This window comes from Pseudomonas sp. NFPP12, from assembly GCF_900103205.1.
Lineage (GTDB): Bacteria > Pseudomonadota > Gammaproteobacteria > Pseudomonadales > Pseudomonadaceae > Aquipseudomonas > Aquipseudomonas protegens.
In genome coordinates this window covers 409,420-423,323 of the sequence record NZ_FMWW01000003.1, presented here as the reverse complement: position 1 = coordinate 423,323, position 13,904 = coordinate 409,420, and the positions used below count along the sequence as shown (strand labels likewise).

Genomic DNA, 13,904 nt, shown 5'->3' with positions numbered 1-13,904 from the left:
CTCGAAAATCATTTCGTCGTCGCGCCCCGACAGTTTCTGTAATGCGGGGCTGTTATGAAGTGGTTTCGGGGCAATGCCCAAGAATTGAGCGCCCGTTCGATCGGGTGGAATGGTTGAAAACCTATCCAAGAGGATTTTGAAAATGGCAGAGATTACTGCAGCGTTGGTCAAAGAACTGCGCGAGCGTACCGGCGAAGGCATGATGGACTGCAAAAAGGCCTTGACCAAGGCCGGCGGCGACATCGAAAAAGCCATTGATGACATGCGTGCTTCCGGCGCCATCAAGGCTGCCAAGAAAGCAGGCAACGTTGCTGCTGAAGGCGCTATCGCCATCAAGGACGACGGTAAAGCCGCTGTCCTGCTGGAAGTCAACTCGCAGACCGACTTCCTGGCTCTGCAGGACGATTTCAAGGCATTCGTTGCCGCTAGCGTGGAAAAGGCTTTCGCTGACAAGCTGACTGACGCCGCTCCGCTGATCGAAGCTCAAGAAGCTGCCCGCCTGATCCTGGTTGGCAAGACTGGCGAGAACGTCAACATCCGTCGTCTGGCTCGCGTTGAAGGCGACGTGGTCGGCACCTACCTGCACGGCAACAAGATCGGTGTTGCGGTTGTTCTGAAAGGCGGTTCCGTTGAACTGGCCAAAGACATCGCCATGCACGTAGCGGCCAGCAACCCTGAGTTCCTGCTGCCATCGCAAGTTTCGGCTGAAGCGATCGAGCGTGAAAAGGCTGTGTTCCTGCAGCTGAACGAAGACAAGATGAAAGGCAAGCCAGCCGAAATCGTTGAAAAAATGATCGCTGGTCGTATCAGCAAGTTCCTGGCCGAAGCCAGCCTGGTTGAGCAAGCTTTCGTCAAGGACCCAGAAATCACCGTAGGTGCTCTGGCCAAGAAAGGCGGCGCTGAAATCGTTTCCTTCACCCGTTTCGCGGTAGGTGAAGGCATCGAGAAGAAAGAAGACAACTTCGCCGAAGAAGTTGCTGCACAACTGGCTGCTGCCAAGCAACAGTAAGACGGTTTTTTCAACTGTCGCCCAGAAGAGGCTGCCCGCTCACGCGCGCAGCCTCTTTTCAAATGGGCAGGGTAATTTAGTTGTTTATCCTCGGAACCGCCTTACAAAGTCGTGTTCTGATGGCGCTGTGACAGCGTCAAGCTAGAGTGAACGCAGGCTGTAAACAGCCCGCAAAGAATTTTTTAAATACGCCGCAGGAGAGATTCGCAATGGCTCAGCAGGGCAGTGGTTATCAAGCTCGCTATAAACGCATTCTACTCAAGCTTAGCGGCGAGGCCCTGATGGGCTCGGAAGAGTTCGGGATCGATCCCAAGGTGCTGGATCGCATGGCGCTGGAAGTCGGCCAACTGGTTGGTATCGGCGTCCAGGTAGGCTTGGTGATCGGTGGTGGCAACCTGTTCCGCGGCGCTGCATTGAGCGCGGCCGGGATGGATCGGGTCACGGGCGACCACATGGGCATGCTGGCCACTGTGATGAACGCCCTGGCCATGCGTGATGCACTGGAACGTGCGAATATCTCGGCCATCGTGATGTCGGCTATTTCCATGGTCGGCGTGACCGATCACTATGACCGTCGCAAGGCGATGCGCCACCTGAACTCCAAAGAGGTGGTGATCTTCGCGGCCGGTACCGGCAACCCGTTCTTCACCACCGACTCCGCAGCCTGCCTGCGTGCTATCGAGATCGATGCCGACGTGGTGCTCAAGGCAACCAAGGTCGATGGTGTTTACACTGCAGACCCGTTCAAGGACCCGCATGCCGAGAAGTTCGATCATCTGACTTACGATGAAGTGCTGGATCGCAAGCTGGGAGTGATGGACCTGACGGCAATCTGCCTGTGCCGCGACCACAAGATGCCGCTGCGGGTATTTAACATGAACAAGCCCGGCGCCCTGCTGAATATCGTGCATGGTGGCGCTGAAGGAACCCTGATCGAGGAAGGCGAGCAATGATCAACGAAATCAAGAAAGACGCTCAAGAGCGCATGAAGAAATCCCTGGAGTCCCTGGCCCATGCATTCGGCCAGATTCGCACCGGCAAGGCTCACCCCAGCATCCTGGGCAGTGTGATGGTGCCTTACTACGGTACCGACACACCGTTGAGTGGCGTTGCCAACGTTACCGTGAAGGACTCCCAGACCCTGCAGGTAGTGCCGTTCGAGCGCAATATGCTCGGAGCCATCGACAAGGCCATCGGCAGTGCCGGTCTTAACCTCAATCCGACCAACCTGGGTGAGCTGCTGCTGATCAAGATGGCACCGCTGACCGAGGAAACCCGCAAGGGCTTCACCAAGCAGGCGCGTGCTGCCGCCGAGGATGCACGGGTTGCAGTGCGCAACATTCGCCGCGATGCCCTGGGTGAGTTGAAGAAGCTGACCAAGGACAAGGAAATCAGCGAAGACGAAGAACGCCGTGGTAGCGCCGAAATCGATAAGCTGATCAAGGACTTTGAAGCTCAGATCGCCAAGGCGACTGAGGAAAAAGAAAAGGACTTGATGGCCGTATAAGGGTCAGGCGTTTTCATGGAAAAGACCAAGCAGTCCGTGTTGTCCTCGGTGCCTCGTCATGTGGCAATCATCATGGACGGTAATAACCGCTGGGCAAAAAAACGCTTTATGCCGGGTGTCGCCGGGCATAAGGCGGGTGTCGATGCGGTACGTGCAGTGATCGAAGTGTGCGCTGAGGCCAAGGTCGAGGTGCTGACCCTGTTTGCCTTTTCCAGTGAAAACTGGCAGCGCCCGGCTGACGAAGTCAGTGCCTTGATGGATCTGTTCTTCAAGGCCCTGCGTCGTGAAGCCAAGCGCCTCAACGAGAACAACATCAGCCTTCGGATCATTGGCGATCGTTCGCGCTTCCATCCCGAGTTGCAGGCGGCGATGCGCGAAGCGGAGGCCATTACCGCGGGCAGTGATCGTTTCATCCTGCAGATCGCCGCCAACTATGGCGGCCAGTGGGATATCGCTCAGGCCGCCCAGCGCCTGGCGCGCGAGGTCCAGGCCGGGCATCTGCGGCCTGAGGACATCACTCCGGGCCTGCTGCAGACCTGCCTGGCGACCGGCGACCTGCCGCTGCCGGACCTGTGCATCCGGACCGGTGGCGAGCATCGCATCAGCAATTTTCTGTTGTGGCAGCTGGCCTATGCCGAGCTGTATTTCTCCGACCTGTTCTGGCCGGACTTCAAACACGAAGCCATGCGTAACGCATTGGCCGATTACGCATCTCGCCAGCGACGCTTCGGTAAGACGAGCGAGCAGGTCGAGGCTGGAGCCCGGGTTTAATGCTTAAACAACGAATCATTACTGCGCTGATCCTGCTGCCGATCGCCTTGTGCGGGTTCTTCCTGCTCGAAGGCTCGGGGTTCGCCCTGTTCATCGGTCTGGTGGTAAGCCTCGGTGCCTGGGAGTGGGCGCGTCTGGCGGGCTTCGAGGCGCAGCCGGCTCGGGTGGCCTTCGCCGTGGTGGTGGCGGCGCTGTTGTTCCTGATGCATCTGGTTCCGGGTGTTGCGCCCTGGGTGCTGGGTGCTGCGGTGTTGTGGTGGGCGCTGGCGACCTACCTGGTGCTGACCTATCCGCGTTCCAGCGAGCAGTGGTCCGGTGCCGCACCCAAGTTGTTGATCGGCCTGCTGATCCTGCTGCCGGCCTGGCAAGGGCTGGTGTTCATCAAGCAACTGCCACTGGGCAATTGGTTGATCATGGCGGTGATGGTGCTGGTGTGGGGCGCGGATATCGGTGCCTACTTCTCCGGCAAGGCCTTCGGCAAGCGCAAGCTGGCGCCCCAGGTAAGCCCGGGCAAGAGCTGGGAGGGCGTGTACGGCGGCCTGGCGTTGAGCCTGGTGATCACCGCGGTGGTAGGGCTGGTGCGTGACTGGACCCTAGGGCAGATGATCCTGGGGCTGCTGGGTGCAGCGATCGTTGTATTTATTTCGGTGGTCGGCGACCTGACCGAGAGCATGTTCAAGCGCCAGTCGGGTATCAAGGACAGTAGCAACCTGCTGCCCGGTCATGGTGGGGTGCTGGACCGCATCGACAGCCTGACTGCGGCCATTCCGGTGTTTGCCGTACTGTTGTGGATGGCTGCGCTGTGACTGCTGTACAGCAGATCACGGTTCTGGGGGCTACCGGCTCTATCGGTCTGAGCACCCTGGATGTGATTGCCCGTCATCCGGATCGTTATCAAGTGTTTGCCCTGACGGGCTTCACGCGTCTGGCCGAGCTGCTGGCGTTGTGCGTAAAGCATGAGCCCCGTTTTGCGGTGGTGCCCGAGGCCGCGGCCGCCAGCCGCCTTCAGCAAGATTTGCGCGCCGCCGGCCAGGCTACCCAGGTGCTGGTGGGGGAGCAGGGGTTGTGCGAGGTGGCCTCGGCTCCGGAAGTCGATGCCGTGATGGCGGCGATTGTCGGTGCGGCGGGGTTGCGCCCGACTCTGGCGGCGGTTGAGGCTGGCAAGAAGATCCTGTTGGCCAACAAGGAAGCGCTGGTGATGTCTGGCGCGCTGTTCATGCAGGCAGTGGGCAAGAGTGGTTCCGTGCTGTTGCCTATCGACAGTGAACACAATGCGATCTTTCAATGCATGCCCGCGGATTTTTCCCGCGGGCTGAGTCGGGTCGGTGTGCGACGTATTCTTCTGACGGCTTCGGGCGGTCCTTTCCGTCAGACGCCTCTGGAAGAGCTTGAGCATGTTTCCCCCGAACAGGCCTGTGCCCATCCGAACTGGTCCATGGGGCGCAAGATCTCCGTGGACTCGGCAAGCATGATGAACAAGGGGCTGGAACTGATCGAGGCCTGCTGGCTATTTGATGCCAGGCCTTCCCAGGTCGAAGTGGTGGTGCACCCGCAAAGCGTGATCCACTCGCTGGTGGATTACGTCGACGGTTCGGTCCTGGCGCAGTTGGGTAATCCGGATATGCGCACCCCGATCGCCAATGCCCTGGCCTGGCCGGAGCGCATTGATTCCGGTGTAGCGCCGTTGGATCTGTTCGCCATTGCTCGCCTGGATTTCCAGGCACCCGACGAGCAGCGGTTCCCTTGTCTGCGCCTGGCGCGGCAAGCTGCCGAGGCGGGTAACAGCGCCCCGGCCATGCTGAATGCGGCCAATGAGGTGGCGGTATCGGCGTTTCTCGAGCGGCGCATCCGCTACCCGGAGATCGCGAGTATCATCGATGAGGTTTTAACCCGTGAGCCTGTGGTCGCAGTCAATGAACTCGACGCAGTGTTTGCGGCAGACGCCAGGGCTCGAGTCCTGGCGCAACAATGGTTGCAGCGTAACGGGCGATAGGGTTCGCGACCGGGGCGAGTGGCGGCGAATAGGATTGCGGAGAAAGTAGATGAGCGCGCTCTATATGATTGTCGGCACCCTGGTGGCCCTGGGTGTGCTGGTCACCTTCCATGAATTCGGTCACTTCTGGGTCGCACGTCGCTGTGGCGTCAAGGTTCTGCGCTTCTCCGTGGGCTTTGGCATGCCCTTGCTGCGCTGGCATGATCGGCGCGGCACCGAGTTCGTCATCGCCGCTATCCCGCTGGGCGGCTACGTGAAGATGCTGGATGAGCGTGAAGGCGAGGTAGCTGCCGAGGAGCTCGATCAGTCCTTCAACCGCAAGTCGGTTCGCCAGCGTATCGCGATTGTCGCTGCCGGTCCGATTGCCAACTTCCTCCTCGCACTGGTGTTTTTCTGGGCCCTGGCGATACTGGGCAGCCAGCAGGTGCGGCCGGTCATCGGTGATGTAGAGGCTGGCAGTATTGCTGCCAAGGCCGGGCTCAGTGCTGGTCAGGAAATCGTCGCCATCGACGGCGAGCCGACTACCGGCTGGGCGGCCGTGAACCTGCAACTGGTGCGGCGCCTGGGTGAAAGCGGTGCGCTGCAGGTGCTGGTGCGTGAACAGGGCGCCACTGTGGATTCGCCACGTCAGCTGGAATTGGATAAATGGTTGAAAGGGGCTGATGAGCCGGATCCGATTCGCTCCCTGGGCATTCGTCCGTGGCGTCCGGCCCTGCCGCCGGTGCTGGCTGAACTTGACCCCAAGGGCCCGGCCCAGGCCGCTGGCCTGAAGACCGGCGATCGTCTGTTGGCCCTTGATGGTCAGCCCCTCAATGACTGGCAGCAAGTGGTGGATTGGGTCCGTGTGCACCCTGATACGAAAATTGTGCTGCATGTCGAGCGCGATGATGCTCAAATCGACGTCCCCGTGACCTTGGCCAGCCGCGGCGAAAGCAAAGCGCCAAATGGCTACCTGGGGGCCGGGGTGAAAGCGGTGGATTGGCCGCCGCAGATGCTTCGCGAGGTCAGCTACGGGCCCTTGGAGGCGATTGGTGAAGGGGCCCGACGGACCTGGACCATGAGCGTTCTGACCCTCGAATCGCTGAAGAAAATGTTGTTCGGCGAGCTCTCGGTAAAAAACTTGAGTGGACCGATAACCATTGCTAAAGTGGCGGGCGCTTCTGCCCAGTCGGGCATTGCTGATTTCTTGAATTTCCTTGCTTATCTGAGTATTAGCCTGGGTGTTCTGAATTTGTTGCCCATCCCGGTACTGGATGGGGGGCATTTGCTGTTTTATCTGATCGAGTGGGCGCGTGGTCGTCCCTTGTCGGATCGGGTGCAAGGTTGGGGGATACAGATCGGTATCAGCTTGGTGGTCGGAGTCATGTTGCTTGCTCTGGTCAACGATCTGGGTCGTCTGTAACGCTTCGCTGAATTGCGAATCTGCCGCATTTTGCGGCAGTTTGTTTATTGCCAGTTGGAATAAGAAAGGACTTCATGAAACGTCTGCTGCTAACTGCGGTTCTCACCGTATTGATGATCGCCGAAGTTCACGCCGAGTCCTTCACTATCTCCGATATCCGCGTCAACGGCCTCCAGCGCGTTTCCGCGGGTAGCGTCTTTGGTGCCTTGCCGTTGAACGTCGGCGAGCAGGCGGACGACCGTCGCCTGGTGGAATCCACTCGTGCGCTGTTCAAAACCGGTTTCTTTCAAGACATCCAGCTGGGCCGCGATGGCAACGTCCTGGTCATCACGGTAGTCGAACGTCCGTCGGTTGCCAGTATCGAGATCGAAGGCAACAAGGCGATCTCTACTGAAGACCTGATGAAAGGGCTCAAGCAGTCCGGTCTGGCGGAAGGTGAAATCTTCCAGCGCGCGACCCTCGAAGGCGTGCGCAACGAGCTGCAGCGTCAATATGTCGCTCAGGGTCGTTACTCGGCCAGCGTTGAAACCGAAGTCGTGCCGCAGCCACGTAACCGGGTTGGCCTGAAGGTCAAGATCAACGAAGGCACAGTCGCAGCCATCCAGCACATCAACGTGGTAGGCAACACCGTCTTCCCTGATGAAGACCTGATCGGCCTGTTCGAACTCAAGACCACCAACTGGCTGTCGTTCTTCAAGAACGACGACAAGTACGCCCGTGAAAAACTCTCCGGTGACCTGGAGCGCCTGCGTTCCTACTACCTGGACCGCGGCTATATCAACATGGATATCGCCTCGACCCAGGTGTCCATCACCCCGGACAAGAAGCATGTCTACATCACCGTCAACGTCAACGAAGGCGAGAAGTACAGCGTTCGTGACGTGAAGCTCAGCGGTGACCTGAAAGTCCCTGAAGACCAGGTCAAGGCGCTGCTGCTGGTGGAGAAGGGCCAGGTGTTCTCGCGCAAGCTGATGACCACCACTTCCGAACTCATCACTCGCCGCCTGGGCAACGAGGGTTATACCTTCGCCAACGTCAACGGCGTGCCTCAGCCTCACGATGAAGACCACACCGTGGACATCACTTTTGTGGTGGACCCGGGCAAGCGTGCCTACGTCAACCGTATCAACTTCCGTGGCAACACCAAGTCCGAGGACGAAGTGCTGCGTCGCGAGATGCGCCAGATGGAAGGCGGCTGGGCTTCGACCTACCTGATCGATCAATCCAAGACCCGTCTTGAGCGCCTGGGCTTCTTCAAGGAAGTCAACGTCGAGACTCCGGCCGTGCCGGGTGTGGATGACCAGGTAGACGTGAACTACGCAGTTGAAGAACAAGCATCCGGTTCGATCACCGCCAGCGTCGGCTTTGCCCAGAGCGCGGGCCTGATCCTCGGTGGTTCGATCACCCAGAACAACTTCCTGGGTACCGGTAACAAGGTCAGCATCGGCCTGACCCGCAGCGAATACCAGAGCCGCTACAACTTCGGCTACGTAGACCCCTACTGGACCGCCGATGGCGTGAGCCTGGGCTACAACGCCTTCTATCGCACCACTGACTACAAAGACCTCGACGTCGACGTGGCCAGCTATGCGGTGGACAGCCTGGGTGCCGGCGTCAGCGTGGGCTACCCGATCAGCGAGACTTCGCGTCTGACCTTCGGTCTGACCGCGCAGCAGGACAAGATCAAGACCGGCCTGTACACCGTCGACGAAATCTTCGACTTCGTGAACAAGCAGGGCGACAGCTACCTGAACTTCAAGGCCTCGGCCGGCTGGTCCGAGTCGACCCTGAACAAAGGCGTATTGGCTACCCGCGGCCACTCGCAAAGCCTGGTGCTGGAAACCACTACCCCGGGCAGCGACCTGTCGTTCTTCAAGCTCGACTACCGTGGCCAGTTGTTCACGCCGTTGAGTGAGAATTACACCATGCGCTTCCATACCGAGCTGGGTTATGGCGACGGCTTCGGTGATACCAAGGGCTTGCCGTTCTACGAGAACTACTATGCTGGTGGCTTCAACTCGGTACGTGGCTTCAAGGACAGCACTCTGGGCCCACGCAGTACTCCTAGTCGTGGTGTTGGTGTAACCGGTAACGTCGGTACGGCTGCCGACCCGGACCAGGATCCACTGCCATTCGGCGGTAACGTATTGATCCAGGGTGGTGCCGAGTTGCTGTTCCCGTTGCCCTTCGTCAAGGATCAGCGCTCGCTGCGTACCTCCTTGTTCTGGGATGTGGGTAACGTCTTCAACTCTCGCTGTGAAAGCACGTCCAACACCATTGCGGCGTCGAACGTGAAAACGCAGTGCAACGATATCAGCTTGAGCAATCTGGCCAGTTCGGTTGGTGTCGGTGTGACTTGGGTCACCGCTCTGGGTCCATTGAGCTTCGCCCTGGCGATGCCGATCAAGAAACCGGATGACGCTGAAACCCAGGTGTTCCAATTCTCTCTCGGTCAGACTTTCTAACAGCCTGATCCAAGATAACGACAATGGATTTTGTAGGAGTGCATCGTGCGTAAGTTGACTCAATTGGTTCTCCTGGCCACCGTTCTGGTCGCGAGCCCGGCATTTGCCGAAATGAAAATCGCCGTCCTGAACTACCAGATGGCCCTGCTGGAATCTGACGCAGCCAAGAAGTACGCCGTGGATGCCGAGAAAAAGTTCGGCCCGCAGTTGACCAAGCTGAAGACTCTGGAAAGCAGCGCCAAAGGCATCCAGGACCGTCTGGTGGCCGGTGGCGACAAGATGCAGCAGGGCGAGCGTGAACGCCTGGAACTCGAGTTCAAGCAAAAGGCCCGTGACTTCCAGTTCCAGTCCAAGGAGCTGAACGAAGCCAAAGCCGTTGCCGACCGCGAGATGCTCAAGCAGCTGAAGCCGAAGCTGGACAGCGCTGTGGAAGAAGTCATCAAGAAAGGCGGTTTCGACCTGGTCTTCGAGCGTGGCGCAGTGATTGATGTCAAACCTCAGTACGACATCACTCGCCAGGTTATCGAGCGTATGAATCAGCTGAAGTAAGCCATGACCGCGACCATAAAGCTCGGCCAGTTGGCCGAGTTCCTCGGCGCCACCTTGAGTGGCGACGGGGAGAAAGAAATCACTGGGCTAGCCACCTTGCAGGAGGCTGGCCCAGCTCAGTTGAGCTTTTTGGCAAATCCCCAGTACCGCAAGTACCTGGTGGACTGCCAGGCCGGCGCGGTGCTGTTGAAGGCCGCGGATGCCGAAGCCTATGCCGGTGATGCACTGGTAGTGGCCGATCCCTACCTGGCCTATGCGCGCATTTCCCATTTGTTCGATCCCAAGCCAAAGGCACAGGCAGGTGTTCATCCTTCTGCGGTGATTGCCGCTGATGCGCAGGTAGATCCTGCGGCCAGCATTGGCCCCTTTGCCGTGATCGAGAGCGGTGCGCGGATTGCTGCAGGTGTGACCATCGGCGCTCACTGCTTTATCGGTGCCCGCTGCGAAATCGGCGAAGGTGGCTGGTTGGCACCACGGGTGACCCTGTACCACGACGTGCGTATCGGCAAGGGTGTGGTCATTCAGTCAGGTGCTGTGCTGGGTGGTGAAGGCTTTGGTTTTGCCAATGAAAAAGGCGTCTGGCAGAAAATCGCCCAGATTGGCGGCGTGACCATCGGTGACGATGTGGAAATCGGCGTCAACACGGCGATCGACCGCGGTGCCCTGGCCGATACCGTCATTGGCAATGGCGTGAAGCTGGACAACCAGATCCAGATCGCCCACAACGTCCAGGTCGGTGATCACACCGCCATGGCTGCTTGTGTAGGGATCTCCGGCAGTACCAAGATCGGCAAGCACTGTATGCTCGCCGGTGGCGTGGGCCTGGTTGGGCATATCGATATTTGCGACAACGTATTCCTCACCGGGATGACCATGGTGACCCACTCGATTACCGAGCCGGGCGCCTACTCTTCCGGTACGGCCATGCAGCCTGCTGCCGAGTGGCGCAAGAGCGCGGCACGCATCCGCCAGCTGGATGACCTTGCTCGACGCTTGCGTCAGTTGGAAAAGCGCGTTGGGGACGTGACCCCCGGCGGCAATGCTTCATCTGATGGCTGATACCATTTCCATATCAAGTGTGCACAGCCGCTAGACTGCCTCCTTGATTTGCTAGAGGAGCGTGCGTTAGTCGCGCGCTCCCACTCTTTACTACAGGCTTCCCCCCGAAATGATGGACATCAACGAGATTCGCGAATACTTGCCTCACCGTTACCCTTTCCTGTTGGTGGATCGGGTAGTGGACCTGGATGTTGAAGGCAAGTGCATTCGTGCCTACAAGAATGTCAGCATCAATGAACCGTTCTTCAATGGTCACTTCCCTGCGCACCCGATCATGCCGGGCGTGCTGATCATCGAGGCCATGGCTCAGGCTGCGGGCATTCTCGGTTTCAAGATGCTCGACGTGAAGCCCGCCGACGGCACCCTCTATTACTTCGTCGGTTCCGACAAGCTGCGCTTCCGCCAGCCGGTGCTGCCGGGCGACCAGTTGATCCTTGAAGCCAAGTTCATCAGCTGCAAGCGCCAGATCTGGAAGTTCGAATGCCAGGCTTCGGTCGACGGCAAGCCGGTGTGCTCTGCCGAGATCATCTGTGCGGAACGCAAACTATGAGTTTGATTGACCCTCGCGCAATCATCGATCCGACGGCCGTCTTGGCCGACGACGTTGAGGTTGGCCCGTGGTCGATCATCGGCGCTGGTGTGGAAATCGGCGAGGGTACAGTGATCGGGCCCCATGTGATTCTCAAGGGCCCTACCCGGATCGGTAAGCACAACCGCATCTACCAGTTTTCGTCGGTAGGTGAGGACACGCCTGATCTGAAATACAAGGGCGAGGAAACCCGCCTGGTGATCGGTGACCACAACGTGATCCGCGAAGGCGTGACCATTCACCGTGGCACTGTGCAGGATCGTTCCGAAACCACTCTGGGTGATCACAACCTGGTCATGGCCTATGCCCACATCGGCCATGACAGCGTTATCGGCAACCACTGCATCCTGGTCAACAACACCGCCTTGGCCGGCCATGTGCATGTGGATGACTGGGCGATTCTCTCCGGTTTCACCCTGGTGCATCAGTATTGCCATATCGGCGCCCACAGCTTTTCCGGCATGGGCACCGCCATCGGCAAGGACGTGCCGGCATTCGTCACCGTATTCGGCAACCCCGCCGAAGCCCGCAGCATGAACTTCGAAGGCATGCGCCGTCGCGGCTTCAGCGAAGATGCGATCCACGCGCTGCGTCGTGCCTACAAGACGGTCTATCGCCAGGGGCTGACGGTTGATCAGGCCTTGGCTGAGCTGGCCGAGCCGGCTGCACAGTTCCCTGAAGTCGCGGTATTTCGTGACTCGATCCAGTCCTCGACTCGCGGCATCACCCGTTAATCATGAGCACTCTGCGTATTGCGCTGGTGGCTGGCGAAGCCTCCGGCGACATTCTCGGCGCCGGTTTGATGCGAGCTCTCAAGGCTCAGCACCCGGCCGTCGAATTCATAGGGGTCGGTGGTCCGCTGATGGAGGCCGAAGGCCTTGTTTCCTACTTCCCCATGGAGCGCCTGGCGGTCATGGGGCTGGTAGAGGTGCTTGGGCGCCTGCGTGAGCTTCTGGCTCGACGCAAGAAGCTGATCCAGACCCTGATTGCTGAAAAGCCGGATGTGTTTATCGGTATCGATGCCCCGGATTTCACCCTGAATATCGAACTCAAGTTGCGTCAGGCCGGGATCAAGACCGTGCACTACGTCAGCCCTTCGGTCTGGGCCTGGCGGCAGAAGCGGGTGCTGAAGATCCGCGAAGGCTGCGACCTGATGCTGACCCTGTTCCCCTTCGAAGCGCGCTTCTATGAAGAGAAGGGGGTACCGGTGAAGTTCGTCGGTCACTCTCTGGCCGATGCCATTCCGCTGCAGGCCGACCGAGCCGCTGCACGCGCGGAGCTGGGGTTGCCAGAAGGGCCGTTGGTGGCCTTGATGCCCGGTAGTCGCGGTGGCGAAGTAGGGCGCCTGGGCGCCTTGTTCCTCGATGCCGCTCAGCGCCTGCGGGCCATGCGCCCCGGTGTGCGTTTCATCATGCCTTGCGCGAGCCCGGAGCGGCGGGTCCAGCTGGAGCAGTTGCTGGCCAATCGTGATCTGCCACTGACGTTGCTCGATGGCCAGTCCCACAAGGCCCTGGCTGCCTGCGATGCGGTGTTGATCGCCTCCGGTACCGCAACCCTGGAAGCCTTGCTCTACAAGCGCCCGATGGTCGTGGCTTATCGCCTGGCGCCGCTGACCTTCTGGATTCTCAAGCGCATGGTCAAGAGCCCGTACATTTCCCTGCCGAACCTGCTGGCCCAGCGCCTCCTGGTGCCTGAGCTGCTGCAGGACGATGCCACGGCCGATGCTCTGGCCCAGACTTTGTCGCCGCTGATAGAAGGTGGTGAAGAGCAGACTCGCGGCTTTGACGAGATCCACCGAACCTTGCGTCGCGACGCATCCAACCAGGCCGCGCAAGCGGTGCTTGGGCTGATCGGTAAATGACTGTGAGTAACCCGAAAATGCAAATGGGCCTGGATTTCACCCTGGTGGCGGACGCCGAGGACCTGGTGGCCGGGGTCGATGAGGTCGGCCGTGGCCCTTTGTGTGGTGCAGTGGTCACCGCGGCAGTGATTCTCGACCCGCAGCGGCCGATTCTCGGCCTCAACGACTCGAAGAAGCTCACCGAAGCCCGGCGCGAGAAGCTGTTCGACGAAATCTGCGAGAAAGCCCTGAGCTGGTGCATCGCCCGGGCTGAGGTCGAGGAAATCGACGAGCTGAATATCCTCCATGCCACCATGTTGGCCATGCAGCGCGCGGTGGAGGGGCTGAGTGTGACCCCGAAGCTGGCGATGATCGATGGCAACCGTTGCCCGAAGCTGGCGATGCCGGCTGAAGCGGTGGTCAAGGGCGATAGCAAGGTTCCGGCGATTGCCGCGGCATCGATCCTGGCCAAGGTCAGCCGTGACCGAGAAATGGCCGCTTTCGAGCTGATCTATCCGGGATATGGCATCGGTGGCCACAAGGGCTACCCGACCCCGGTGCATCTGGAAGCCCTGGCCCGCCTGGGGCCGACACCGATTCACCGGCGCTCTTTCGCTCCGGTGCGGCAAGCCTACGAAGCCCGCGAGGCGCTGGGCGAGATTCAGTCCTGAGGCTGATGTTTTAGTCGAGGCCCGGTACAATCCGGGCCTTGTTGTTTTC

14 protein-coding genes are annotated in these 13,904 nt (G+C 59.5%); all 14 read left to right on the top strand.

Annotated elements, in window-relative coordinates:
- Nucleotides 1–142: 142 nt before the first annotated feature.
- The 14 genes from tsf to rnhB all read left to right on the top strand — a co-directional run bounded on the left by tsf (nt 143) and on the right by rnhB (nt 13,855).
- Nucleotides 143–1,009, top strand: coding sequence for a translation elongation factor Ts (gene tsf / locus BLS75_RS14790; protein ID WP_011059525.1), 867 nt, complete (start codon nt 143–145; stop codon nt 1,007–1,009).
- A 209-nt stretch (nt 1,010–1,218) separates the two neighbouring features.
- A complete protein-coding gene (pyrH, locus tag BLS75_RS14785; RefSeq protein WP_011059526.1) occupies nt 1,219–1,962 on the top strand; it encodes a UMP kinase in 744 nt (247 codons plus the stop codon).
- Complete coding sequence (gene frr / locus BLS75_RS14780) at nt 1,959–2,516, top strand: ribosome recycling factor (protein ID WP_011059527.1); 558 nt, start codon at nt 1,959–1,961, stop codon at nt 2,514–2,516. Before pyrH ends, frr begins: the two co-directional genes overlap by 4 nt.
- 15 nt (nt 2,517–2,531) lie before the next feature.
- Nucleotides 2,532–3,287: a polyprenyl diphosphate synthase gene (uppS, locus tag BLS75_RS14775; protein WP_011059528.1), complete on the top strand. Its 756-nt coding sequence runs from the start codon at nt 2,532–2,534 to the stop codon at nt 3,285–3,287.
- Entirely contained in the window at nt 3,287–4,093 is an 807-nt protein-coding gene (locus tag BLS75_RS14770; protein ID WP_011059529.1) for a phosphatidate cytidylyltransferase, read from the top strand. Before uppS ends, BLS75_RS14770 begins: the two co-directional genes overlap by 1 nt.
- Nucleotides 4,090–5,280 carry a 1-deoxy-D-xylulose-5-phosphate reductoisomerase gene (gene ispC / locus BLS75_RS14765; RefSeq protein ID WP_072451170.1) on the top strand — a complete coding sequence of 397 codons (1,191 nt, stop codon included), beginning with the start codon at nt 4,090–4,092 and terminating at the stop codon, nt 5,278–5,280. The genes BLS75_RS14770 and ispC overlap by 4 nt, the downstream gene beginning before the upstream one ends.
- 49 nt (nt 5,281–5,329) lie before the next feature.
- Nucleotides 5,330–6,682 (top strand): sigma E protease regulator RseP, encoded by a 1,353-nt coding sequence (gene rseP / locus BLS75_RS14760; protein ID WP_072451169.1) that lies wholly within the window; start codon nt 5,330–5,332, stop codon nt 6,680–6,682.
- 74 nt (nt 6,683–6,756) lie between these two features.
- Complete coding sequence (gene bamA / locus BLS75_RS14755; protein WP_072451168.1) at nt 6,757–9,147, top strand: outer membrane protein assembly factor BamA; 2,391 nt, start codon at nt 6,757–6,759, stop codon at nt 9,145–9,147.
- 45 nt (nt 9,148–9,192) lie between these two features.
- Complete coding sequence (locus tag BLS75_RS14750; RefSeq protein ID WP_011059533.1) at nt 9,193–9,696, top strand: OmpH/Skp family outer membrane protein; 504 nt, start codon at nt 9,193–9,195, stop codon at nt 9,694–9,696.
- Between the two features lie 3 nt (nt 9,697–9,699).
- Nucleotides 9,700–10,755, top strand: a complete 1,056-nt coding sequence (gene lpxD, locus BLS75_RS14745; protein WP_072451167.1) for a UDP-3-O-(3-hydroxymyristoyl)glucosamine N-acyltransferase — start codon at nt 9,700–9,702, stop codon at nt 10,753–10,755.
- A gap of 109 nt (nt 10,756–10,864) precedes the next feature.
- Nucleotides 10,865–11,305, top strand: coding sequence for a 3-hydroxyacyl-ACP dehydratase FabZ (gene fabZ / locus BLS75_RS14740; protein WP_007924058.1), 441 nt, complete (start codon nt 10,865–10,867; stop codon nt 11,303–11,305).
- On the top strand, nt 11,302–12,078 hold the full coding sequence (gene lpxA, locus BLS75_RS14735; RefSeq protein WP_072451166.1) for an acyl-ACP--UDP-N-acetylglucosamine O-acyltransferase: 777 nt from the start codon (nt 11,302–11,304) through the stop codon (nt 12,076–12,078). Before fabZ ends, lpxA begins: the two co-directional genes overlap by 4 nt.
- Nucleotides 12,078–13,205, top strand: coding sequence for a lipid-A-disaccharide synthase (gene lpxB, locus BLS75_RS14730; RefSeq protein WP_176876754.1), 1,128 nt, complete (start codon nt 12,078–12,080; stop codon nt 13,203–13,205). Before lpxA ends, lpxB begins: the two co-directional genes overlap by 1 nt.
- Nucleotides 13,206–13,222: 17 nt before the next feature.
- Complete coding sequence (gene rnhB, locus BLS75_RS14725) at nt 13,223–13,855, top strand: ribonuclease HII (protein WP_072451164.1); 633 nt, start codon at nt 13,223–13,225, stop codon at nt 13,853–13,855.
- The last annotated feature ends 49 nt before the right edge of the window (nt 13,856–13,904 follow it).